Genomic DNA, 22,485 nt, shown 5'->3' with positions numbered 1-22,485 from the left:
AACCCCTGGGCACCAGTCCTGGGCGGTGGCATGGGCCATCCTCGCGGGGCCGGTCGGCTCCGTGGTTCGCGGCTCGGGCCGGTCGGCGCTGCGCTCAGGCGGCGTCCTGCTCCGACGTCGAGGGTCTCGGCGGCGGGTCGGGGTCCTCGGCCGCGGTCCAGCCCCACCGGGTGCGGCGCACCTGCCAGGTCACCCGCCCGTCGGTGACGGTGCCACGGACGCCGTGGTGGTGCGTGAACCGGTGGTGGTGCCCGCACAGCAGCGCCAGGTTGTCGACGTCGGTGGCACCGCCGTCGGCCCAGTGGACGAGGTGATGCGCCTGGCACCAGGAGGCAGGTGCCCCGCACCCGGGGAAGGTGCAGCCGCCGTCGCGCACCTCGAGGAGCTGACGCTGACGCGCGGTGGCGAGCCGGGTCGTGCGGCCCACGTCCACCGGGGTCCCCCGCTCGTCGACCCATACCGGTGTGACCTCCGCGGCGCAGCTCAGCTCCCGCGCGTCCGTGGGGGAGAGCAGCATGCCGCTCCCGTCGTGACCGAGCGCCAGGCTCGTCCCCGCCTCGCCGTCGGGTGGCCCGGCGGCCGGGGCGTCGCCATCGGTGCGGTGCAGGCCTGCGCTCGGTGTCCGCAGGGCGCCGAGGGGGAGGACGAGACTGACCCTGGTCGTGGCGCCCATGGGGCCGGTCCGGGACCGGGACGCGGCCTCGCGGGCGAGCGCCACCAAGGCGTCGAGGCGGCGCTGCGCCGGGGTTCGTTCGTCGGGCAGGGTCTCACCGTGGCGCCCCTGCGCGTGGTCCGGCGCCGAGAGCGCGTCGACGGCAGCGCCGAGCACGGCCTTGTCGGCGTCGCTCAGGAGCCCGTGCAGGGACCACATCCCGTCGGCCTCACGCACGAAGGCCGACAGCCCGCGCCGGGTCTCCTGGTGCCGTCGGCGTCGGTCCTCGTCGACCGGAGCGGTATGGCGCAGCCGGGTCGCCGTCGCATAGGCCCGCAGCTGGTCCCGCCCGTCGGGCTGCCGGGCCAGCGTGGCCACCTCGGAGGCGATGCCGGCGTGGAGCTGTGGATCGGTCGTGCCCCGCAGCTCGTCGTGGATCCGCGCCGCCATCACGGCGTCGGCCGCAGTCGCCTCGCCCGACATCACGGCAGCCCGCAGCTCGGTCACCGAGGGGTCGGCGGTGACCTCGAGAGCGCGGCGCACGGCGTAGGCCTCGGTGGTGGTGAGCCCGGCGTCCAGGTCCAGGAGCCACTGCGCGCAGCCGGGCGCCCCGGACCCGAGCCGGACCCCTCGAGCCTCGGCCTCCGCCGTGCACGTGACCAGCAGGCCGCGAGCGAGCCGGGAGATCCGGGCTGCCTCCGCCGCCAGCGGAGCGAGATCGCCGTCGCCCACGGACGCGATGGTGAGCCGCAAGGATCGCAGGGCGTCCGTGAGGGCGCAGAGCGACGACTGCGCCGCCTCGACCTCGCCCCGCCCCGCGTCGTCATGCCTTACCGCTGGCTGTCCCACCTCGACCTCACCTCCGACGCACACCCGCCACGACCTCGTCCTCGCACCGCGCCGACGCACACCCGCGTCGGACCCGTCGATCTTCTCGAAGTCATGTTCGAGGAGCAAGGGATGTCGCCCGAGTGACCCAGCCGTCTCCACGGAGGGCGAACGGCCGACAGCGCGGCGGGCTGACCCCTCGGGCGCCCGGCGCCCGGGATAGCGTCCGACCATGCACTTCACCGAGTACGACACCCGCCTGGCGGCCTACGCCCTCGTCGTCGACGGCGACCGCGTGCTGCTCACCTGGTTCAACGGGCAGGGCGGGCGCCGGCCGTGCTGGACCCTTCCCGGCGGCGGCGTCGAGCTGGACGAGTCCTGCGAGCAGGCGGTCGTGCGGGAGTGTCTGGAGGAGACCGGCCACACGGTCGAGCTCGGCCGCCCGCTCACCACGACCCATGGGGTATGGCGAGAAGCCGGCGCCCGCCCCTACAAGGCGGTGCGGGTGATCTACGAGGCCCGCATCACCGGCGGGGTCCTCGGTGTGCAGGAGGTCGGGGGGACCACGGACCGGGCGCAGTGGTTCGTCGTCGCCGACGTGCCCGCCCTCGAGCCGCGCGCCGACTCGGTGGATGCCGCTCTCGCCGCGTGGCGGCGCCATGCGGGCACGACGCCGCCGCCGACGACGGCATCGACGACAGCACCGACGACGACGGCATCGACGACGGCGCCGTGATCCACGCCGGCGCCGGGAGCCACGCCGGTGTCGCCACGTCCGCCCACGCCCACCCGCTCGACGGCCGTCACCAGCTGCGGTGCCAGAGGTTCACGGCGTAGTCGACCTCGGTGCCGTCGTGCCCGGCGAGGATCCGGTCGGCCGCGTCGGGCGCGAACTCCAGCCGCACGACCTGCTCCAGGTCCGCCCGGGTGGCGTGCGCCCAGCGCATGTCCACCCGCTCCACGGACCAACCCTGGCGTCGCCAGAAGCGTTCGACGCCGAGCGCGTCGTACGTCGGCCAGGCCCGGGTGAACCACCCGCCGAAGGTCGACCGGGTCGCGTCGTTGTCGATGACGAAGGCCGTCGCCCCGGGCCGCATCACGCGATCCAGCTCGGCCAGCCCTGGCTCGCACCCGGCCCCGAAGAAGTACGCCCACCGCGCGTGCGCCACGTCGACGGACCGGTCGGGGAGCGGCAGGGCCTGGGCGCCCCCCTCGCGCACCTCGATCCGGTCGCGCACCGTGGCGTCACGCATCTGCGCCACCCGTGCCCGCGCCCGCGTCAGCAGCGGCGGGTGCGGCTCCACGCCGACGACCTGCGCCCCCAGCGCCGCGAACCGCGGCAGGTGATAGCCGCTTCCGCAGCCGATGTCGACCAGGTCGAGGCCGGTGAGCGGCGCCTCGCCGTCGCGTCCGAGCGTCCGCAGCATGGCTGCCTCGATGGTGCCGTCGGGGTCGACGCCGCGGTTCTCCAGCTCGTAGCCGTCCGGGTCCTGCCAGATGTTGGGGGAGGGGATCGCGGTCATCGAGACGCCTTGTCGGGCACGGGCTTGCAGGTCACGGCGCGCTCGCCCTGGGCGGCCAGGGTGGCGGGGTGGACGAGCAGCGGCAGCAGCGTGCGGACCCCCGTCGAGCGGGCGGCTCGCACGGTCGCCAGGTGGGCCTCGCACCGGATCACGAGCTCGTCGTACGCGCGATCGCCCATCAGGTCGCGCAGCTCGGCCTCGGCGCTGCGATAGACCGGCTCGCGTCCGACGTGCGCCTCGGGGTTGCCGGAGCAGTACCAGTCCAGGTCGTGCCCGCCGGGTCCCCAGCCGCGGCGGTCGAACTCGCCGATCGACACCTCCAGATAGCTGGTGTCGTCGGGCATCTCGACCGTGCGGTAGCTGCGGCGGATGGGCAGCTGCCAGCACACGTCAGGCTTGACGGTGTGGGGTGCCTCACCCTGCTCGATCGCCCACCGGTGCAGCGAGCAGCCCTGTCCGCCAGGGAATCCCGGTCGGTTGAGGAAGATGCAGGCCCCGTCGACGACGCGCGTCTTGAGGTCGCCGTCCGCCCGCTCCAGCCAGGCCGGCAGCGGGTCCTCGGTCCCGTCCGCGGCCACCTTCCCGGCCTCACCCCCGCCGGCCTGCCGCGAGTCTCCCGTCACCACCCCGACGGGCCGCAGCTCCCAGCGGTCGCCCGTCAGCTGCGAGGCCACCCGGCGCACCCGCGCCACGTCCTCCTCGTCGGTGAAGTGGGCTCCGAGTGTGCAGCAGCCGTCGTCGGGCCGTTCGTCGTAGATCCCCGGGCACGCGGCGCCGTAGAGGCAGGTCCATCGAGACGTGAGCCAGGTCAGGTCGCACCGGAAGCGTTGCTCGGCGTCGGCGGGATCGGGGAACTCGATCCAGGTGCGGGGCACGTCCAGGGGGGTCTCGGGCACCCGACCACCATAGGACCCGCCCTCCGGCGTCCCCGGCAGGCGGGGGCTACGCTCGTCACCATGCGTCTCGGAGTGATCGACATCGGGTCGAATACCGTCCACATGCTCGTCGTCGACGCTCACTGGGGAGGCCGCCCGCTGCCGGCGATCAGCCACAAGGTCGAGCTGCGCATCTCCGAGCACATCGACGACGCGGGCCACGTCGACGCCCCGACGGTGCAGGCGCTGGAGCGGTTCTGCGCCGAGTGCCTGCAGATGGCCGAGGACGAGGGTGTGGAGCGGCTCACGGGCTTCGTGACCAGCGCGATCCGCGAGGCCGGCAACGGCGACGAGGTGCTGGAGATGGTCCGTCGGAGCACCGGCGCCGAGCTGCAGGTCCTCTCGGGCGAGGACGAGGCCCGGATGACCTTCCTCGCGGTCCGCCGGTGGTTCGGCTGGTCCAGCGGGCGGGTGACGATGATCGACATCGGGGGCGGCTCGTTGGAGATCGCCACCGGTCTGGACGAGGACCCGGACGTGGCGCGGTCCTTCGAGCTGGGGGCCGGACGCGTCACCCGCAACCTCCTGCAGGGCGATCCGCCGCTGGAGGCGCAGGTGCGCGAGGCCCGCAAGCACGTGCGCGCGACGATCGCGCGGGGGCTGCGGGACATCGCCAGGGCGGGCGAGCCGGACCTGGCCGTGGGGACCTCCAAGACGATGCGCTCCCTGGCCCGGGTCCTCGGTGCGGCTCCGTCCAGCGAGGGCGTCCAGGTGCGCCGGCACCTGGAGCACGCCGCCCTCGCCGAGCTCGTCCCGCGCCTGGCGCGGATGACCGTCGCGCAGCGGCGGGAGCTGCCCGGCATCTCCGCCGGCCGGGCCCAGCAGCTGCTCGGCGGCGCCCTGGTGGCCGAGTCGGCGATGCACCTGCTCGGGATCGAGCGGCTGGAGATCTGCCCGTGGGCGCTGCGCGAGGGCGTGATCCTCAACGAGCTCGACCTGATGCGGATGGAGTGACCGCGCAGGAGAGGGGGTCCGGGCGTATGCCGGGCGCTCCCGGCATACGCGCTGATCGACGACCCGGGAGGGCGTCCGTGCCCGGGACGGGCGCTAGGCTCGCGCCGTGACCTCGGCTCCTGCTCGTCCACGCGTCGCCCTGTCGACCTCGTCGGTCTATCCAGCGAAGGTGGCGGACGCCTTCCGGATCGCCGCGGAGCTGGGCTACGACGGTGTGGAGGTGATGGTCTACACCGACCCCGTGTCCCAGGACGCCGACGCGCTCGACGCCCTGGTGCAGCGGTACGGCCTCCCGGTCGTCTCGGTCCACGCCCCGACGCTGCTGCTCACCCAGCGGGTGATGCACGCCGAGCCCTGGCCCAAGATCGACCTGTCCGTCGCGCTGGCGCGGGCCGTGGGCTGCCAGACCGTGGTCGCGCACCCGCCCTTCCGCTGGCAGCGGGTCTACGCGCGGGAGTTCGTGGAGGGGGTGGCCGTGCGCGAGCACGAGACGGGCATCACCATCGCGGTGGAGAACATGTATCCCTGGCGTGCCGGCCGTCGGCTCGTGCAGGCCTACCTGCCGCACTGGGACCCGGTCGAGCAGCCCTACGACCACGTGACCTTGGACCTGTCGCACGCGGCGACGGCGCAGGAGGACTCCCTGGAGATGGCCCAGGCGCTCGGCGACCGGCTGCACCACGTCCACCTCACCGACGGCCTGGGGTCGGCGCTGGACGAGCACCTGGTGCCGGGGCGTGGCTCCCAACCGGCCAAGGAGCTGCTGGAGCACCTCGTCGCCACCGGCTTCACGGGCGACGTGGTGGTCGAGGTGAGCACCCGTAAGGGCGACGCGCAGCAGCGGCTGGTCGATCTCGCGGAGTCCCTCGACTTCGCGCGCCGGCACCTGGCTCGGCCGGGCGCGTGAGCCCGCGAGGACCTCGCCCGGCGGGGGAGGACGCGCGGGCCGACATCGTCGAGGCGGCGCGGACCGAGTTCGCCGAGCGGGGGTATGACGGCACGTCCCTGCGCGCCGTCGCGCGGGCTGCGGGCGTGGACCCCGCACTGGTCCACCACTACTTCGACGGCAAGCCGGGCCTGTTCGCGGCGGCGATGGAGCTGCCGGTCAACCCGCGCGACGTCGTCGACGAGATCCTCCAGGCACCTCACGACCGGCTGGGCGAGTCGCTGGTGCGGCACTTCCTGGCGGTGTGGGACTCGGCGCAGGGCCGGCCGCGGATGGCGGCGCTGCTGCGGGCCGCGGCGACCCACGACGCGGCGGCGACGGTGCTGCGGGAGTTCGTGGTGGCCGAGATCTTCGGGCGGATCGCCGAGGCCCACCCCGCGGGGTCGCCGCCGCGCGGCCCGGAGGAGGCCCAGCGCCGCGCGGCGCTGATCGGGACCCAGATGGTCGGGGTCGCCTTCCTGCGCTACGTCATCGAGCTGCCGGGCGTGGCCGACGCGGACCCGGATCAGCTGGTCGCCGACGTCGCCCCCTCCATCCAGCGCTACCTGGACCGCTGACGCACCGAGACCTCTTGTGGCGCCGTCGTCTGCGCGCTAAATTCATCACATGATGAAACGTCAGGACTCGTGATGAGACGCCAACGTTCGACCACCTCGACCACCACGTCCGACACGCCGGACCGCGCCGCTGCCGAGCCCCGTCGCGGCGACATCGCCATCGACGTCCGAGGGCTGGTCGTGCGCCGCGGCCCCCGCGAGGTCCTCCACGGCCTCGACCTCCAGGTGCCCACGGGGCAGGTCGTCGGCCTGCTCGGCCCCTCCGGTGGGGGCAAGTCCACGCTGATGCGCGCCATCGTCGGCGTGCAGGTCACCCACGGCGGCGAGGTCCTCGTCCTCGGGCGCCCGGCCGGCTCGCCGGCCCTGCGGCGCGAGGTGGGCTACACCACGCAGGCGCCCAGCATCCACGACGACCTGTCCGTCCGCGCCAACGTCACCTACGTCGCGCGCCTGCTCGGGGTGCGGGGCGTCGACGCGGAGGTCGCCCGGGTCCTGGACCTCGTGGACCTCACCAGCCACGCCGACGACACCGCCCGGGCCCTGTCCGGCGGCCAGCGCGGCCGGGCCTCCCTGGCCTGCTCCCTGGTCGGCAACCCCCGGCTGCTCGTCCTCGACGAGCCCACCGTCGGGCTCGACCCGGTCCTGCGCCGCAGCTTGTGGGAGCTCTTCCACCGGCTCGCCGCCCAGGGCACCACGCTGCTCGTCTCCAGCCATGTCATGGACGAGGCCGCCCGCTGCGACCGGCTCGTCCTGATCCGCGACGGCCGGATCCTCGCCGACGCGACCTACCCCGAGCTCCTCGCCGCCACCGGCGCCGACGACGCCGAGCAGGCCTTCCTCACCCTCATCGACCGGGCCGACGCCGGGGACGAGGGGCACACCACCCCGCGGGCGGACGTGCCGCGCGCCGACATACGGCAGGAGCAGTCATGAACCCCCGCCTCACCGCGGTCACCGCGCGCCGCATCCTGGCCCAGATCGTCTCCGACCGGCGCACGGTCGCGCTCCTGCTCGTCGTCCCCTGCGTGCTCATGGGGCTGCTGGCCTGGGTCTTCGACGGCGGGCCCGTCTTCGACCTGGTGGGCCCCGCCCTGCTCGGGGTCTTCCCCTTCGTCGTGATGTTCATCGTCACGAGCATCACGACCCTGCGCGAGCGGTCCTCCGGCACCATGGAGCGGCTCTGGACCACGCCCCTGGGCAAGGGTGATCTCCTCGCCGGATATGCGCTCGCCTTCGGCCTGTTCGCCCTCCTGCAGGCCCTCGTCGCCACGGCCTTCGCGGTGTGGGTGTGCGGCCTGGACGTCCAGGGCTCCCTGGGGATGCTGGTGCTCGTCGCGGTCGTGGACGCGGTGCTCGGCAGCACCTTCGGGCTCTTCGTCTCGGCCTTCGCCACGACGGAGTTCCAGGCCGTGCAGTTCCTGCCGGCCTTCGTGCTGCCGCAGTTCCTGCTCTGCGGGCTGCTGACCCCGCGGGACCGGATGCCCGAGACCCTGCACCGGGTCGGCGACGTCCTGCCCCTGAGCCATGCCGTCGACGCCATGCAGACCATCGCCCGCCGGTCCGACGGCGACGGCGACGTCTGGCGCGACGTCGCCGTCATGGCGGCCTTCATGGTCGCCGCGATCGCCCTGGGGGCAGCCACCCTGCGTCGGCGGACCCCCTGACCGTCTAGCCTGGGCGCCATGCTCGACCCCGCCGACTCCCTGCGCCTGGCGTCGCTGCGCCTCGCCCGCGTCCACCGCGTCCAGTCCGTCATCGAGGAGTCGCCCGGCACCCGCGAGGTGCTCGCCCGCTACATCGCGGGAGACGCCACGCGGACGGCGGTGGACGCCTCGCGCGACCTGATGGAGACCGGGCGGGACGTCACCGTGGCCTACCTCGGGCCGGACGCCGACACCCGGGCCAACAGCGACGCCACCGTCGCCGAGCACCTCCGGCTGGTCGAGCAGGCCCGCGAGCGAGGGCTGACGCGCGGCCGGCGGTTCGAGCTGAGCGTGCGGCCCGCGGCCTTCGGCCGGCTCGACCAGACCACCGGACAGGAGCTTGCGCTCGCCCAGCTGCGGCGGGTCGTGCGCGCCGCCCACAACGCCGGCGTGGAGACCACCTTGGACATGGAGGGGCTGGACTCGGTCGAGCCCACCATGCGGATCGCGGACGCCCTGCGCGCCGACCTGCCGACCGTGGGGGTGACCGTCCAGGCGGCCCTGCTGCGCGCGGAGGGGGACTGCGAGCTGCTCGCCGACTCCGGGGCGCGGGTGCGGCTGGTCAAGAGCGCCTACACGCTGCACGAGCGAGGGACCTTCGACGCCGCGCCCGACGTCGACCGGTCCTATGCCCGCTGCCTCGCGATCCTCATGCGCGGCGACGCCTATCCCATGGTCGCGACCCACGACCCGCGCCTCACGGACCTGGCCGAGCGGCTCGCCCGGGCGACCGGCCGCGGTCGACGGGACTACGAGCACCAGATGTACCTCGGCATCCGCCCCCTGGAGCAGACCTCGCTCGCCGACCGCGGGATGCGGATGCGGGTCTACGTCCCCTACGGCCCCTCGTGGTACTCCTACCTCGTCCAGCGGGTGGCCGAGCGCCCCACCAACGTCACCTTCTTCCTGCGCTCCCTGCTCACCCGCCGCTGATCGCCGGCCCGACCGGCATACCTGAAAGGGCTTGACATGGCTGACGACCCGCAGGACCTCGGGACGCGCACGGTCGCGTTCTACGGCACCGGCGCGATGGGCTCGGCGCTGCTCGCCGCCCTGGTGGCGGGTGGCCACCCGGCCGAGCAGGTCGTGGCCGTGGACGCCCACGCCCCGGCCCTGGAGCGGGTCCGGCGGCGGTACGGCGTGCGCACGGCGTCGCGGGCGGCCGAGGCCGCGCCGGATGCCGCGGTCCACGTGGTCGCCGTCAAGCCCGCGGACGTGGCCGAGGTGCTCGCCGAGATCGGGGAGCACCTCGGTGAGGACGACGTGGTCGTGAGCATCGCCGCCGGGGTCACCCTGGCGGCGCTGGAGGAGGCGCTGCCCGAGGGCGCGGCGGTCGTCCGGGTCATGCCCAACACCCCCGCCCTCGTGGGGGAGGGGATGGCCGTGCTGGCCCCCGGGTCGGCCTGCTCGCCCGCCCGGTCCGCCCTGGCCGCAGCCGTGCTCGCCCCCTCCGGGCAGGTGCTCACCCTGCCCGAGAGGCACCTCGACGCCGTCACCGGGCTGTCGGGATCGGGCCCGGCCTACGTCTTCTACGTCGCCGAGGCGCTCGCCGAGGGCGGGGTGCTCCTGGGACTGCCCCGCGACGTGGCGGTGACCCTCGCGCACCAGACCCTTCTCGGGGCGGCGACCATGCTGGCCCGGGGCGAGGACAGCGCCACCGTCCTGCGCGAGCGGGTCTGCTCGCCCGGTGGCACCACGATGGCCGGTCTCGCCGAGCTCGACGACCGCGCGGTGCGGGCGGCGCTGGTGGCCGCCGTGCGCCGGTCCGCCGAGCGGTCGGCGGAGCTGGGACGGTGAGCACGCCCTGCTGTGGCAGGGCCCAGATCCCCCGTGCGAGGATCTACCCATGACCGAGCTGACCGTGCGCGTGCTGACCGACAACGACTGGGAGCTCTACAAGCGCTTCCGGCTGGCGTCGTTGCAGGAGTCCCCGGAGGCCTTCGCCGCGACCTTCGAGGCCGAGGTCGCCTGGGACGACCAGGCCTGGCACGAGCGGATGCAGCGGGCGACGCGGCTGGTCGCCGAGCTCGACGGCAAGCAGGTCGGGGTCGGCTCGGTGCGGGCCCAGGCGCCGCGCGAGGGCACCGACGACGCGATGGCGGAGTTCTTCGGGATGTGGGTGAGCCCGCAGGCGCGCGGCAAGGGCGTCGGCGTGGAGCTGGTCCGCGCGGCCGCCGGAATCGCTCGCAGCATGGACTGCCGCCACCTCGCCTACTGGGTGGGGACCGACAACGGCGTGGCGGTCGCCTTCGCCAGCTCCTACGGCTTCCGGGTCACGGACACCCGCCGCCCGATGGTGGCCCGGGGCGAGTCCCCGGGGGATGCCGACGAGGACGAGATGATGATGATCCTTCCGCTGGCGGACGACCCGGGCGCGGTCGCCAGCACCTCCGTCCGCTGAGTCGGCCGCCTCCACCTGACGCGCGGGCCGTCGGCTTCGCCGCGCCGCCCCGCACCCGCGCGGGTACCGTCGGGAGCATGTCGCTGCCGACGAGAGTGGTCTGGGACCAGAGCTTCACCCGTTACGACTTCGGGCCCGACCATCCCATGAGCCCGGTGCGCCTCGACCTGACCGCGCGCCTGTGCGCGGAGCTCGGGGTCTTCGCCCACGACGACGTGGAGCTGGTGGACCCCCCGGTGGCGGACGACGAGACGCTCGGTCGGGTGCACTCGGCGGACTACGTCGCGGCCGTGCGGGCGGCGGGGGAGGACCCGAGCCAGGCCGACCGGGCGTACGGCGTGGGCACCGAGGACGACCCGGCCTTCCCCGGCATGCACGAGGCTGCCGCCCGGATCGCGGGCGGGACCCTGGCGGTGTGCCAGGACGTCTGGCAGGGACGAGCCCGCCACGGGGTCAACTTCTGCGGCGGGATGCATCACGCGATGCCCGACAAGGCGGCGGGCTTCTGCATCTACAACGACGCGGCGGTGGGGATCCACTGGCTGCTCGAGCACGGCGCCCGGCGGGTGGTGTACGTCGACGTCGACGTGCACCACGGCGACGGGGTCGAGCGCTGCTTCTGGGACGACCCGCGGGTGATGACGATCTCCGTCCACGAGACCGGCCGGGTGCTGTTCCCCGGCACCGGCTTCGCACGGGACACGGGCGGCCCGGCCGCCGACGGCACGGCGGTCAACGTCGCTCTGCCACCCGGCACGGGCGACGCCGCGTGGCTGCGTGCGATCAACGCGGTGGTCGACCCGCTCGTCCGGGCGTTCGCCCCGGACGTCCTGGTGACGCAGCAGGGCTGCGACTCGCACTTCCAGGACCCGCTGGCGCACCTGGCCATCTCGGTGGACGCCCAGCGGCAGGCCTTCGAGGGGCTGCACCGACTGTCGCACGAGGTGTGCGACGGTCGCTGGGTGGCGCTGGGCGGGGGCGGCTACGAGGTCGTCGACGTGGTGCCCCGGGCCTGGACCCACCTGACCGCCATCGCGGCACACCACCCCCTCCGGCTGGACACCCCCATCCCAGCCGGCTGGCGCTCCTACGTCCAGGAGCGGTACGGCCGGCCCGGGCCGGAGACCATGAGCGACGGCGTCGCCGAGGGGGGGATCGTCTGGTGGCGCGGGTGGGAGTCGGGCTACGACCCGGAGGACCCGGTCGACCGCGCGGTGATGCAGACCCGCGAGGCGGTCTTCCCCCTGCACGGGTTGGACGTCTGGTTCGACTGATCGCGCGTGGCTCATGCCGTACCGAGACGTCCCCCGCGGCGTGTCGGCTGGACAGCACGGGTGAATCTGCTCAGGGCTGCGTTCTCAGAGGTCCTTCAGGCACCTACAGTCGCAGCAGCACACGGGTGGCGTCTCGACGGATTCTGCCCACGACACCCGGTGCACCAGGAAGGCGAGTGAACGATGACGGCTGCGCGTCCCTTCGAGGGCGTCACCTTCTGCACGGTGGCCGAGGTGGCGGCCCGCCTGCGGGTGTCCAAGATGACGGTCTACCGGCTGGTGCATGGCGGCGAGCTGCCGGCCGTGCGGGTCGGCCGGTCCTTCCGGGTGCCCGAGCAGGCGGTCGACGAGTACCTCTCCCGGGCCTTCACCGAGACCGCCTGAGGCAGGTCCGGGCCCGGGGCGGATTCGTCGGGCCCACCGGCCAGGCGGTAGGCTGGGACGGATTCTCTCCACCTGCCCGACGAAGGACGACCTATGGGTTCCGTGATCAAGAAGCGCCGCAAGCGCATGGCCAAGAAGAAGCACCGCAAGCTGCTTCGCAAGACGCGCCACCAGCGCCGCAACAAGAAGTGAGCGCCCAGGGCCTTCGACCTTCCCGGTCGGGGGCCCTGCTCGTCCCCACGGGGCGCCCGGTCGTGCGTCCCCGCCACCGCTCACCTAGGCTCGGGAGCACCGCCACTCGCCGGCCAGCAGGAGGTTGCCGTGCCTGACGTCGTGCTCGTCACCGGCGTGTCCCGGCTGCTGGGCGGGCTCACCGCGACGGCGCTCGCGGCTCGCGAGGACGTGGGCCAGGTGGTGGGTATCGACGTGGTCCCACCCGCTCGCCCGCTCCCGGGCGTCGACTTCGTCCGGGCGGACCTGCGCAACCCGGTGGTGGGTCGGCTCGTGGAGCGGTATGCCGTCGACACGGTCGTCCACATGGGTGTCATCGCGACGCCCACCGCGGCGGGCGGACGCGCGTCTCAGAAGGAGATCAACGTCCTCGGAACCATGCAGCTGCTGGCGGCGTGCCAGAAGGCACCCGCCATCCGCCGGCTGGTCGTGAAGTCGGCAGCCGCGGTCTACGGCGCCTCGCCGCACGACCCGGCGGTGCTCGCCGAGACGGCCGCGCTCGGGGTGCGCACGGCCGACGGCTTCGGCCGGGACTCCGGCGAGGTGGAGACCTACGTCGCCGGGTTCTCCCGCCGCCGACCCGAGGTGGAGGTGAGCGTCCTGCGCTTCGCCAACGTCATCGGGCCCAGCATCGCGACGGGGCTCACCGACCTGTTCAGCCTCCCCGTCGTGCCGATCCCGGCCGGCTTCGACGGGCGACTGCAGTTCGTGCACGAGGACGACTGCGTGCGCGCCATGGTGCTCGGGGCCACCGGCAGCGCCGAGCGCGTGGTGGGCACCACCAACGTCGCGGGCGACGGGGTCCTCACCGTGAGTCAGTGCGCGGGCATCGTCCGCCGCCCGGTCGTGCCCACGCCGCTGGCGGCCGAGGGGAGCCTGCGCCGGGCCTTCCGGTGGTCCCGCATGGCGGAGCTGCCGGAGGGCCAGCTCCACCAGCTGGCCTACGGTCGCGTGGTCGACACCCGGCTGATGCGCGAGCGGCTCGCCTTCGAGCCCACCTGGACGACTCGACAGGCCTTCGAGTCGTTCGCGCGCAGCGCCACCCTCACCGTCCCCGGGGTCGACCTGGCCCGGACCGGCCTCCGGCAGGTCGACACGGTCCTGGCCGCCGTGGGGCTGCGCCCCGACCCCGCCACCACCCCAGGAGCGCGCCCATGACCGCCGACCCCACCAGCGATCGCGTCCCGCCGCGGTGGTCCGGGGTGCCCGGGGCGAACTCGCCCCTGGGCGGCGCCTTCGACCTCGACGCCGCCGTGGACGCCCTCGTCCAGGTGCTCCGGGGCGCAGCCGCCCTGGCCCAGCTGTCCCCCGAGGACACCGAGGTGCAGATCGCCGAGATCCTGGGCTTCCTGCGCCGCCGGGTGACCGGCGACTACGAGGTGGACGAGTTCGGCTTCGACGAGGACTTCCTGCGGTATGCCTGCCTGCCCGTCCTGCGCCCGCTCTACCGGCAGTGGTTCCGGGTCGAGGTCCGCGGCATCGAGCACGTCCCCGCCGAGGGTGGTGCGCTCGTCGTCGCCAACCACTCCGGCACCATCGCCCTGGACGCCTTCATGACGCTCCTCGCGATCCACGACGAGCACCCCGCGGCGCGGCACCTGCGGCTCCTCGGTGCCGACCTGGTCTTCAGCTCCCCGGTCGTCGGCGACGTCGCCCGCAAGGCCGGTGCCACCCTCGCGGCCAACGACGACGCCGAGCGGCTGCTGCGCCGCGGTGAGGTCGTAGGTGTCTTCCCCGAGGGCTTCAAGGGCGTCGGGAAGCCCTTTAGCGAGCGCTACCGCCTCCAGCGCTTCGGCCGCGGTGGCTTCGTGGCGGCAGCCCTGCGCTCGGAGGTCCCCATCGTCCCGTGCGCCATCGTGGGCGCCGAGGAGACCTATCCGATCATCGGTCAGGTGCCTGCCCTCGCCAAGCTGCTCGGCCAGCCGTACTTCCCGCTGACCCCCACCTGGCCGTGGTTCGGGCTGCTGGGTCTGATCCCGCTGCCGAGCAAGTGGATCATCGAGTTCGGCTCCCCGGTGCCCACCGACGAGCTGGGTCCCGAGGCCGCTGACGACCCGATGCTGGTGTTCGGACTGACCGACCAGATCAGGCAGACGATCCAGGAATCGCTCTACCGGTTGCTCGCGACCAGGGAGTCTGCGTTCTTCGGCTGACCGTGTGCCGCGCGGCAGGCGCTAGGGTCGCCCGCAGTCGAGGTAGAGCCGCACCCAGGTGCTCGCCGCGCCGTCGGCGAGGACGTGGCCCGGCAGGGGACGTGCGCGCACCGTGACCTCGACGACGTCACCCAGGGTCGCGCGGTCCCAGGAGTAGCCGAGGCCGCGCACCGTGGGCAGGGTGACGATCCGTGAACCGGGCAGGCACAGCTCGGCGAAGACCGGGGCAGCGGGCCTCACGGGCACGGGGCGGCCCTCGGGGCGCGGTCGCCCCGTGTGTCGAGGGCGGTGCGCCGGCTCCGACGCCGACGCGGTCGGGTCGGTGGCCTGGGTGGTCGCCACGACCGGTGGCGCCGCGACGACGGTCACCGTGGGCTGACCCGGCCCCTGCGGCACCCGGACGCAGAAGGGGCCGATCCGGACGTAGCCGGGCGGGCACTGGGGATCGGGGCTGGGGGTGGGGGTGGGGTGTGGCCGGGGCGGCACCCTGGTGGGCGCCGCGGTCCCGGTCACGGTAGGCCTCGGACCGGGGCGGGTCGGCCGGGGTGTGGCCGTCGGGGCCGGGGGCGCCGGCGGGCGGACGGTCGCCGGCACGGTGGCGGGTGGACGCGGGGGCCGCGGGTGAGGCGGGGAGGGAAGGCGGGTCGGCGGTGCGGTCACCCGCGCCGAGGAGGTCGGCGCCGGGCGGGGGGCGCTGCGCCGGGGTGGGGCGGGACTGTCCGTCGGCCTCGTCGTCGGCGGCACCACCGGCCCGATCACCTGGGTCGGCAGGGGCTGGGAGCCGGCGGAGGAGCTGAGAGCGGGCACCGCGCTCGGGCTGGTTGAGGTGACCGCGGGGGAGGTGGCCGTGGGGGTGGTCGCGGTCTCGGGGTCGCGCGGCACGACGACGTCCCGGCAGCTGTCCCCGCACGCGGCCAGCTTGGCACGCAGCTGGCTGGCTCCGGACGCGACCGTCGACTCCAGCGACGCCAGCTCGTCCGACACGGCGGCAGGCAGGACGCGGCGCAGCTGCTTCAACGCCGGCTCGGACCAGGAGGTGAAGTCGCGGACCGCGACCAGGTGGCTGGGGTCCCGGGTCGCGTCGAAGGCCAGGAAGAGCTTGGCGTCACCGGACTCCACCGAGGCGGCCGCGCCGCGCAGCGCGGCCCGGACGGCGTCCACCTCGGGATCGGGACGGCCGGACAGCGTCTCGGTGTCGCCGATGTGCCGCCGGGCCTGGGCCAGCAGCGTGCGCCCCTGCTCGCCGTCGGAGCCGGCCAGCTGGACCGAGAGCCCGTCGACGACCCCGCGGACGCCATACAGCAGGTCGCCCGGCAGGGCGCGCTCGGCGGCGACCCCCAGGCCCGTGGTGGCCACGATCACGCCCGCCGCGGCGCCGGCGAGGGCCTTCGGCCAGGCGCGGCGGACCTGCACCACGGAGGGGCCCTGGTCGGCCGGCGTGGCCGGGACCGCTGCCTCGCCGTGCAGCCGATCGGCGAGCCGGGCGACGAAGGCCGGGTCCGGTGCGGGCACCGGGATCGCGCGGACCTGCTCCACGGTCTCGAGCAGCCGGGCCAGGTCGGGGGAGGGCGAACGGCCGGTGTCCAGGGCAGCCTGGAAGGCGTCGGCGTCGGCACGGGAGACGAAGTCGTCGAGCGTGCTCATCGTCGCCTCCTTCCTGGCGGGCGGCCGGCTGGTGCTTCCCGGGGGACGGGATGACGGGGGTGATCGCGGATGGAACGGCACGGGACGCGCGGCGGTCTGTGCCGAAGCGTGCTCTGCGTGACTAACGAGTGGGTCGTGCCCAGGGTTACGGCCCGCGGCCGGATCGGCTGCTCACAGCTCTTCGCCCTCGAGCGCCCGCTGCAGCGCCCGGACGGCTCGCAGCTGCAGCTGCTTGACGGCGTTGACCTGCTTGCCCATGATTTCGGCGGTCTCGGCGAGGGACAGTCCGTGGATGAACCGCAGGGTGACGCACTCGGCCTGCTCCGGCTTGAGCTGGGCGACCGCACGCAGCAGCCGTTCGTCCCGCATCCGGTCCATGACCTCGCCGTCCGGGGCGGCCACCTCCGAGTCGGCGTCGCGCATGTCGGCCGTGGCCACCTCGAGGCGGAAGCGGGAGCTCTTGGTGTGGTCGTTGACGACGTTGCGGGCGATGGTGATCAGCCAGGCGGCGAGGTCCTTGCCCTGCCAGGTGAAGCCGGGCAGGGCGCGCAGCGCCTTGATGAAGGTCTCACTGGTGAGGTCCTGGGCGGTGTGGGCCGAGCCCACCCGGACGTAGACGTAGCGGTAGACGCCGTCGACGTGGCGGCGGTAGAGCTCGCCGAAGGCGTCGGCGTCCCCGTCCTGGGCCAGCGCCACCAGGGCGCGCACCCGTTCGAGGTCGTCCTCCTCCGCCGCGGAGCGGCCGGCAGGACCGCCGTCCGACGGGGGCTCGGTGCCGCCGAGAACCATCCGCAGCGGCCCCAGGTCCAGGTCCGGCGGGGGCAGCCGACCCGGGGCAGCGGGCACCGTCACCAGGGGCCCGAGGCGGGCCGGCTGGAGGGCTGGTGTCGCTCGCGCGGGCAGCCATCGACGGCTGCCGCGTCGGCGTCGGGTGACGGTCCGGATGGTGTGGCCTCCTGGGCGGGGCGAGGGAGCCGAGGCGGGGCACGGAGCGTCCATTGCAGCACAGGCTCACGGCCGGTGGCGATCTCCGCCCGTCCCGCGTGGCGACCGGGAGGATCGAGGCAGACACCGCCGGAGGGCGCCGTCACCGGGCGCCACCGGTCCGCTCGGTAGGGTCGGACGGGTGAATCCTGCAGCGACTCCCGGACCTTCCGCGGCTGACTCCCCGGACCCCGCCTCCCCGCTCACCGGTGCCCGCGTGGTCCTGCTCGGTCGCGTCGGCTGCCACCTGTGCGACGACGCCCGCGAGGTGATCGAGCAGGTCGTGGCCGACACGGGCGACACGGTGGCCGAGGTCTGGATCGACGACCACCCCGAGCTCCTCGAGCGGTATGCCGAGCAGATCCCGGTCACCTTCGTGGACGGCCGCCAGCACGACTACTGGCGGGTGGACGCCGGCCGGCTGCGGCGCGCCCTCGTCTGAGCCCGCCCGGTGGACGGTGCCGGTCCGCGCGCGGGGTCGTGGCGGGTTTGGGCAGGTAGCAGCCACGGACATACTCTGGTCTGTGGTGTCCGCCCGAGGGCGCCGGGGTCCTCGTCCGCCGTGGCGCTCGCTGCGCGGGCCGGACCGCAGACAGCAGGCGGCCGTGGGGGCCACCAAGGAGGAGCGGCTCACATGGTCGAGGCCACCGAGCGCCGGGAGCTGTCCGACGCCACCGTGCTTCGCCTCCCCGGCTACCTCGACGCCCTGGACTCGTTGCGGGCCCGCGGTGCCCGGGGCGTCTCCTCCGAGGAGCTGGCCGCCGCGGCCGGCGTCACCTCTGCGATGCTGCGCAAGGACCTGTCCCAGCTGGGGTCCCTGGGGGTTCGCGGGGTGGGCTACGAGACCGAGGCGCTGCGGTCCCAGCTGATGACGGCGCTGGGCCGCGACGCGGTCCGCCCGGTCGTCATCGTCGGCCTGGGGCGGCTGGGGCTGGCCATCGCCTCGCACGGCGGCTTCGACGGTGACGGCTTCGAGGTGGTCGGTCTGCTCGACCACGACCCTCACGTGGTGGGCACGACGGTGCTCGGGCGGCAGGTGCATGACGTCCGCGACCTGCCGCAGGTGGTCGCGACGGCCGGACCCGGCACCATCGGGGTCGTGGCCACCCCGGGCTCGGCCGCGCAGGACGTCGCCGACCTGCTCGTGACGGCCGGGGTGCGCGCCATCCTGACCTTCGCCCCCACCCCGCTGCGCGTCCCCGACGGGACCGCCGTGCGCGAGGTGGACCTGTCCTGCGAGCTGCGCCTGCTGGCCTACCGCTCCCGGGCCGCCGCGGCCCGTCCCGCCGCCGGAGGTGCTCGCGCGTGACCCTGCTCGTCGTCGGTCTGTCCCACCGCAGCGCCCCCTTCGACCTGCTCGAGCGCACCACGCTCGACGCGGACCGCGCGACGACCCTGCGTGACGCCCTCGCAGCCGCCGGCCAGGTGCGCGAGGCGGTCCTGGTCAGCACCTGCAACCGCACCGAGGTGTATGCCGACGTCCTCACCTTCCACGGAGGCGTCACCGAGATCGGCCACCTGCTGGCCGAGGTGACCGAGGTCGACCCGCTCCTGCTGCGCGAGCACCTCTACGTCCACCACGAGGACCGGGCCGTCTCGCACACCTTCTCCGTCGCCTGCGGGCTGGACTCGATGGCGATCGGCGAGGGGCAGATCCTCGGTCAGCTGCGGGGGGCGCTGCGGGCCGCCCAGTCCGCCGGTGAGGTCGGTCCGGAGCTCAACGCCCTGTTCCAGCACGCGCTGCGCGTCGGCAAGCGGGCCCACTCCGAGACCGCCCTCGACGACGTGTCGGTCTCCCTGGTCTCGGCCGGGGTCGACGCGGCCGCGGCGGTCCTGGGACCGGTCCGTGGGCTCGACGTCCTCGTCGTGGGCGCAGGCGCGATGAGCTCGCTCGCCGTGGCGACCACCACCCGGGCCGGGGCCGGTGCGGTGGTCGTGGCCAACCGCACCGACGCCAAAGCCACCCACCTGGCCGCGGCCTACGACGCGCGAGCCGTCCCGTGGGGTGACCTGGACGAGGCGCTCGCCGCCGCGGACCTGGTCATCACCTGCACCGGGGCCGCCGGGCGCATCGTCGACCGGGAGCGAGCCGCCCACGCCGCCGCGGCCCGGGACCACCGGCCGCAGGTCTACCTCGACCTGGCCCTGCCGCTCGACGTCGACCCGGCCGTCGCCGAGGTGCCCGGACTGACCGTGATCGGCCTGCAGCGGCTCGGTGAGCTGCTCGCCAGCGACGGCCTGGTCCCGGCCCAGGTGCAGCAGGTGCGCGACCTGGTCGTGGGGGAGGTGGCGGGCTACCTCGCCGCCCGCCGCGTCCAGGCCGTGGCCCCGACCCTCGCGGCGCTGCGCCGCCGCGCCAGCCAGGTGGTCGACGCCGAGCTGGCCCGCCTGGACGGACGGGTCCCCGACATGGACGAGGCCACCCGCAGGCAGGTCGCCCAGACCGTCCACCGGGTCGTCGAGAAGCTCCTGCACACCCCGACCGTGCGGGTGAAGGAGATGGCAGAGGAGGACGCCTCCGGGTCCTACGCCGAGGCGCTGCACCGACTCTTCGACCTTGACCCCCACACCGTCGCCGCGGTCTCCGCGGTCCGCGTCCAGCCCCCCGTGGAGATGAGTGGTGCCAGCGATGACTGACCAGACCTGCGGCGCGATCCGGCTCGGGACCCGCCGCAGCGCGCTCGCGACCACCCAGTCCGGGTGGGTGGCGGACCGGCTGCGCGAGCTGGGCCTGGACGTGGAGCTCGTCGAGATCACCACCGAGGGGGACACCAACGCCGCCCCCCTGACGACCATCGGCGGCACCGGCGTCTTCGCGAGCGCCATACGAGAGGCCCTGGTGGCCGGGCAGATCGACTGCGCCGTGCACTCCCTCAAGGACCTGCCCTCGGCCCCTCACCCGGGTCTGGTCGTCGCCGCGGTGCCGCCGCGCGAGGACGTCCGGGACGCCCTGTGCGCCCGCGACGGCCTGACCCTGGGCGAGCTGCCCGAGGGTGCCGTCGTCGGCACCGGCTCGCCGCGCCGGGCCGCGCAGATCGCCGCCCTCGGGCTGGGGCTGGAGCTCGTCCCGATCCGCGGCAACGTCGACACCCGCCTGCAGCACGTGCGCGACGGGCGGTGCGACGCCGTGGTCCTGGCGATGGCGGGCCTGCGGCGGCTGGGCCGGACCGAGCTCGTCACCGAGGCCCTCGACCCGGTGCAGGTGCTCCCGGCGGCCGGGCAGGGCGCGCTGGCGCTGGAGTGTCGCGAGGACCACCCGCTGCGCGAGACCTTCGCCCGTCTGGACGACCCGGAGACCCGGGCGCGGGTGGCGGCCGAGCGGTCGCTGCTCGCCACCCTCGAGGCCGGGTGCACCGCCCCGGTCGGCGCGCTGGCGGAGGTCGTCGAGTCCGAGGACGGCGTGGAGCTCTCGCTGCGTGCCTTCGTGGGCGTGGTGGACGGCTCCGAGGGGCTGCGCAGGTCGCTGACCGGCTCGTACGCCGCTCCCGACGAGCTCGGACGGCGGCTCGCCACCCTGCTGCTGGAGGACGGTGCCCCCGGCCTCGGCGGTGCGGGTGACGTCTCGCCCCGGAGACTTGGCATGCCGGGCGCGGTGGGCGAGACTGCACCTCGGGTCACTCCACCGATCACCGACACGAGGGCCTAGGAGCAGGTTAGATGCGCAAGTCGAGCACCACGGGCGCCGCCTGTGCGCCCCCGGCCCCGCAGGCGGCTGCGGGCGAGCGCGCCCAGGTGGCCTTCGTCGGCACCGGACCCGGCGACCCCGGTCTGCTGACCCTCCGGGCGGCCGAGCTGCTCGGCCGTGCCGACGTGGTGCTCCTCGACCGGATCGACTCCGCGGAGATCATCCGTCGTCACTGCCGCGACGACGCGCGGATCGTCCCGCCGCCCGCTCTCGCGATCCCCGAGGTGCTGCCGGCCCCGACCCCCGAGTCCCTGCAGTGCGAGCGGGTGCTCGACGCGCTCCACTCCCTCGACGGGGGTGGCCTGGTGGTGCGCCTCATGTCCGGCGACCCCGGCGTCTTCACCTGCCTGCTGCAGGAGTGCAGCGCTCTCACGGCCGAGGGCGTCCCCTTCGAGGTCGTCCCCGGCGTGACCAGCCTGTCGGCGGTCCCGTTGTACGCCGGCATCCCCCTCACCTCCCCGGAGTCCCCGCGGCTGCACCTGCTGGACACCTCCCTGCGCCACGACCTCGGCGACTCCGCGCGCGACGACGTCACCGTGGTGATGATGGGCACCCCCGGTCGCCTGGTGGAGCAGCTCAGCTCGCTCCTGGAGGCCGGTCGCGACCCGGGCACGACGGTGGCCCTGACCGATCACGGCACCACGGCCCTGCAGCACACCAGCACCACGTCGCTGGGCGACGCGGCGCACGTGCTCGACCACCTCGACGACGACGCGCAGCTGCTCGCCATCGTCGGGCGCACGGTCCCGCTGCGGACGTCGATGAGCTGGTTCGAGAACAAGCCGCTCTTCGGCTGGCGGGTGCTCGTGCCCCGTACCAAGGAGCAGGCGGGCGGCATCAGCGCCCGGCTCGAGCACTACGGTGCCATCCCCACCGTGGTGCCGACGATCAGCATCGAGCCGCCGCGGACGCCCCAGCAGATGGACAAGGCCATCACCGGCCTGGTCGCCGGGCGCTACGAGTGGGTCGGGTTCACGTCGGTCAACGCCGTCCGCGCCGTGCGGGAGAAGTTCGACGAGTACGGCCTGGACGTGCGGTCCTTCGCGGGTCTGCGGGTGGCCGCCGTCGGCGGGGCCACGTCGGCCGCGCTGCGCGAGTGGGGCCTGGTCCCGGACCTGGTGCCGAGCGGCGAGCAGTCCGCGGCGGGCCTGCTGGAGGAGTGGCCGCCCTACGACGCGCTGCTGGACCCCATCGACCGGGTCTTCCTCCCGCGGGCCGACATCGCCACCGAGACCCTCGTCGCCGGCCTGCAGGACATGGGCTGGGAGGTCGAGGACGTCACGGCCTACCGAACCGTGCGGGCGGCCCCGCCCGCCGCCGACGTCCGGGAGGCGATCAAGGCGGGCGACTTCGACGCCGTGGTCTTCACGTCCAGCTCGACCGTGCGCAACCTCGTGGGCATCGCCGGCAAGCCGCACCGCGGCACCGTCGTGGCCTGCATCGGGCAGGCCACCGCCAGGACCGCCGAGGAGCACGGCCTGCGCGTCGACGTGATCGCCGGCGAGGCCAGCGGCGACTCGCTCGTGGACGGTCTCGCCGAGTTCGGGCACGCCCAGGCGCGCGCGGCCTACGAGGCCGGCGAGCCCGTCGTCCTGCCCAGCAAGCGCCGTCGGCGCCGTCGCAGCAGCTGA

The 22,485-nt window shown here is 74.5% G+C and carries 24 protein-coding genes; 19 read left to right on the top strand and 5 right to left on the bottom strand.

Going from position 1 to position 22,485, the window contains the following annotated elements:
* Nucleotides 1-94 precede the first annotated feature (94 nt).
* Nucleotides 95-1,501 (bottom strand): DUF222 domain-containing protein, encoded by a 1,407-nt coding sequence (locus ACK2IS_RS13665; protein ID WP_409483844.1) that lies wholly within the window; start codon nucleotides 1,499-1,501, stop codon nucleotides 95-97.
* A gap of 211 nt (nucleotides 1,502-1,712) precedes the next feature.
* On the opposite strand from ACK2IS_RS13665, the gene ACK2IS_RS13660 reads away from it, so the two are divergent.
* The gene (locus ACK2IS_RS13660; protein ID WP_409483843.1) at nucleotides 1,713-2,216 is read left to right on the top strand and encodes an NUDIX hydrolase; all 504 of its coding nucleotides are present in this window, start codon (nucleotides 1,713-1,715) and stop codon (nucleotides 2,214-2,216) included.
* Between the two features lie 67 nt (nucleotides 2,217-2,283).
* On the opposite strand, the gene ACK2IS_RS13655 is transcribed toward ACK2IS_RS13660, so the two are convergent.
* A complete protein-coding gene (locus ACK2IS_RS13655) occupies nucleotides 2,284-3,003 on the bottom strand; it encodes a class I SAM-dependent methyltransferase (protein WP_409483842.1) in 720 nt (239 codons plus the stop codon).
* Nucleotides 3,000-3,899: a hypothetical protein gene (locus tag ACK2IS_RS13650; protein ID WP_409483841.1), complete on the bottom strand. Its 900-nt coding sequence runs from the start codon at nucleotides 3,897-3,899 to the stop codon at nucleotides 3,000-3,002. Before ACK2IS_RS13650 ends, ACK2IS_RS13655 begins: the two co-directional genes overlap by 4 nt.
* A gap of 60 nt (nucleotides 3,900-3,959) precedes the next feature.
* On the opposite strand from ACK2IS_RS13650, the gene ACK2IS_RS13645 reads away from it, so the two are divergent.
* The 13 genes from ACK2IS_RS13645 to ACK2IS_RS13585 all read left to right on the top strand — a co-directional run bounded on the left by ACK2IS_RS13645 (nucleotide 3,960) and on the right by ACK2IS_RS13585 (nucleotide 14,541).
* On the top strand, nucleotides 3,960-4,892 hold the full coding sequence (locus ACK2IS_RS13645) for a Ppx/GppA family phosphatase (RefSeq protein ID WP_409483840.1): 933 nt from the start codon (nucleotides 3,960-3,962) through the stop codon (nucleotides 4,890-4,892).
* A 169-nt stretch (nucleotides 4,893-5,061) separates the two neighbouring features.
* Nucleotides 5,062-5,799, top strand: coding sequence for a sugar phosphate isomerase/epimerase family protein (locus tag ACK2IS_RS13640; RefSeq protein ID WP_409483839.1), 738 nt, complete (start codon nucleotides 5,062-5,064; stop codon nucleotides 5,797-5,799).
* Nucleotides 5,796-6,395, top strand: a complete 600-nt coding sequence (locus ACK2IS_RS13635; RefSeq protein WP_409483838.1) for a TetR family transcriptional regulator — start codon at nucleotides 5,796-5,798, stop codon at nucleotides 6,393-6,395. The genes ACK2IS_RS13640 and ACK2IS_RS13635 overlap by 4 nt, the downstream gene beginning before the upstream one ends.
* Nucleotides 6,396-6,467: 72 nt before the next feature.
* Nucleotides 6,468-7,328, top strand: coding sequence for an ABC transporter ATP-binding protein (locus tag ACK2IS_RS13630; RefSeq protein ID WP_409483837.1), 861 nt, complete (start codon nucleotides 6,468-6,470; stop codon nucleotides 7,326-7,328).
* Nucleotides 7,325-8,059 (top strand): ABC transporter permease, encoded by a 735-nt coding sequence (locus ACK2IS_RS13625; protein ID WP_409483836.1) that lies wholly within the window; start codon nucleotides 7,325-7,327, stop codon nucleotides 8,057-8,059. Before ACK2IS_RS13630 ends, ACK2IS_RS13625 begins: the two co-directional genes overlap by 4 nt.
* An 18-nt stretch (nucleotides 8,060-8,077) precedes the next feature.
* Entirely contained in the window at nucleotides 8,078-9,031 is a 954-nt protein-coding gene (locus ACK2IS_RS13620) for a proline dehydrogenase family protein (protein WP_409483835.1), read from the top strand.
* Nucleotides 9,032-9,067: 36 nt separating this feature from the next.
* On the top strand, nucleotides 9,068-9,895 hold the full coding sequence (proC, locus tag ACK2IS_RS13615) for a pyrroline-5-carboxylate reductase (RefSeq protein ID WP_409483834.1): 828 nt from the start codon (nucleotides 9,068-9,070) through the stop codon (nucleotides 9,893-9,895).
* Between the two features lie 49 nt (nucleotides 9,896-9,944).
* Complete coding sequence (locus ACK2IS_RS13610) at nucleotides 9,945-10,499, top strand: N-acetyltransferase family protein (RefSeq protein WP_409483833.1); 555 nt, start codon at nucleotides 9,945-9,947, stop codon at nucleotides 10,497-10,499.
* Nucleotides 10,500-10,576: 77 nt separating this feature from the next.
* Nucleotides 10,577-11,773, top strand: a complete 1,197-nt coding sequence (locus ACK2IS_RS13605; RefSeq protein WP_409483832.1) for an acetoin utilization protein AcuC — start codon at nucleotides 10,577-10,579, stop codon at nucleotides 11,771-11,773.
* A gap of 183 nt (nucleotides 11,774-11,956) precedes the next feature.
* A complete protein-coding gene (locus ACK2IS_RS13600; RefSeq protein ID WP_409483831.1) occupies nucleotides 11,957-12,157 on the top strand; it encodes a helix-turn-helix domain-containing protein in 201 nt (66 codons plus the stop codon).
* Nucleotides 12,158-12,250: 93 nt separating this feature from the next.
* Nucleotides 12,251-12,349: a 30S ribosomal protein bS22 gene (locus tag ACK2IS_RS13595; RefSeq protein WP_003792170.1), complete on the top strand. Its 99-nt coding sequence runs from the start codon at nucleotides 12,251-12,253 to the stop codon at nucleotides 12,347-12,349.
* A gap of 129 nt (nucleotides 12,350-12,478) precedes the next feature.
* On the top strand, nucleotides 12,479-13,546 hold the full coding sequence (locus tag ACK2IS_RS13590; RefSeq protein WP_409483830.1) for an NAD-dependent epimerase/dehydratase family protein: 1,068 nt from the start codon (nucleotides 12,479-12,481) through the stop codon (nucleotides 13,544-13,546).
* A complete protein-coding gene (locus ACK2IS_RS13585; protein WP_409483829.1) occupies nucleotides 13,543-14,541 on the top strand; it encodes a lysophospholipid acyltransferase family protein in 999 nt (332 codons plus the stop codon). The genes ACK2IS_RS13590 and ACK2IS_RS13585 overlap by 4 nt, the downstream gene beginning before the upstream one ends.
* A gap of 21 nt (nucleotides 14,542-14,562) precedes the next feature.
* Here ACK2IS_RS13585 and ACK2IS_RS13580 read toward each other — a convergent pair whose 3' ends face one another.
* Together ACK2IS_RS13580 and ACK2IS_RS13575 are read right to left on the bottom strand one after the other, a co-directional pair.
* Nucleotides 14,563-16,185, bottom strand: coding sequence for a hypothetical protein (locus tag ACK2IS_RS13580; RefSeq protein WP_409483828.1), 1,623 nt, complete (start codon nucleotides 16,183-16,185; stop codon nucleotides 14,563-14,565).
* Nucleotides 16,186-16,356: 171 nt separating this feature from the next.
* Nucleotides 16,357-17,031 carry a sigma-70 family RNA polymerase sigma factor gene (locus ACK2IS_RS13575; RefSeq protein ID WP_409483827.1) on the bottom strand — a complete coding sequence of 225 codons (675 nt, stop codon included), beginning with the start codon at nucleotides 17,029-17,031 and terminating at the stop codon, nucleotides 16,357-16,359.
* Between the two features lie 280 nt (nucleotides 17,032-17,311).
* Between ACK2IS_RS13575 and ACK2IS_RS13570 the strand changes: the two genes are divergently transcribed.
* The 5 genes from ACK2IS_RS13570 (at nucleotide 17,312) to ACK2IS_RS13550 (ending at nucleotide 22,485) form a co-directional block, all read left to right on the top strand.
* On the top strand, nucleotides 17,312-17,611 hold the full coding sequence (locus tag ACK2IS_RS13570) for a glutaredoxin family protein (protein WP_409483826.1): 300 nt from the start codon (nucleotides 17,312-17,314) through the stop codon (nucleotides 17,609-17,611).
* 192 nt (nucleotides 17,612-17,803) lie between these two features.
* The gene (locus tag ACK2IS_RS13565) at nucleotides 17,804-18,478 is read left to right on the top strand and encodes a redox-sensing transcriptional repressor Rex (RefSeq protein WP_409483825.1); all 675 of its coding nucleotides are present in this window, start codon (nucleotides 17,804-17,806) and stop codon (nucleotides 18,476-18,478) included.
* Nucleotides 18,475-19,806: a glutamyl-tRNA reductase gene (locus ACK2IS_RS13560; RefSeq protein WP_409483824.1), complete on the top strand. Its 1,332-nt coding sequence runs from the start codon at nucleotides 18,475-18,477 to the stop codon at nucleotides 19,804-19,806. The genes ACK2IS_RS13565 and ACK2IS_RS13560 overlap by 4 nt, the downstream gene beginning before the upstream one ends.
* On the top strand, nucleotides 19,799-20,815 hold the full coding sequence (gene hemC / locus ACK2IS_RS13555; RefSeq protein WP_409483823.1) for a hydroxymethylbilane synthase: 1,017 nt from the start codon (nucleotides 19,799-19,801) through the stop codon (nucleotides 20,813-20,815). The genes ACK2IS_RS13560 and hemC overlap by 8 nt, the downstream gene beginning before the upstream one ends.
* 11 nt (nucleotides 20,816-20,826) lie before the next feature.
* Entirely contained in the window at nucleotides 20,827-22,485 is a 1,659-nt protein-coding gene (locus ACK2IS_RS13550) for a uroporphyrinogen-III synthase (RefSeq protein ID WP_409483822.1), read from the top strand.

Origin of the sequence: Arsenicicoccus dermatophilus (assembly GCF_046267915.1) — a bacterium.
Classification (GTDB): domain Bacteria; phylum Actinomycetota; class Actinomycetes; order Actinomycetales; family Dermatophilaceae; genus Arsenicicoccus; species Arsenicicoccus dermatophilus_A.
The sequence above is the reverse complement of the archived record's forward strand: the minus strand, read 5'-3'. Positions and strand labels throughout refer to the sequence as shown.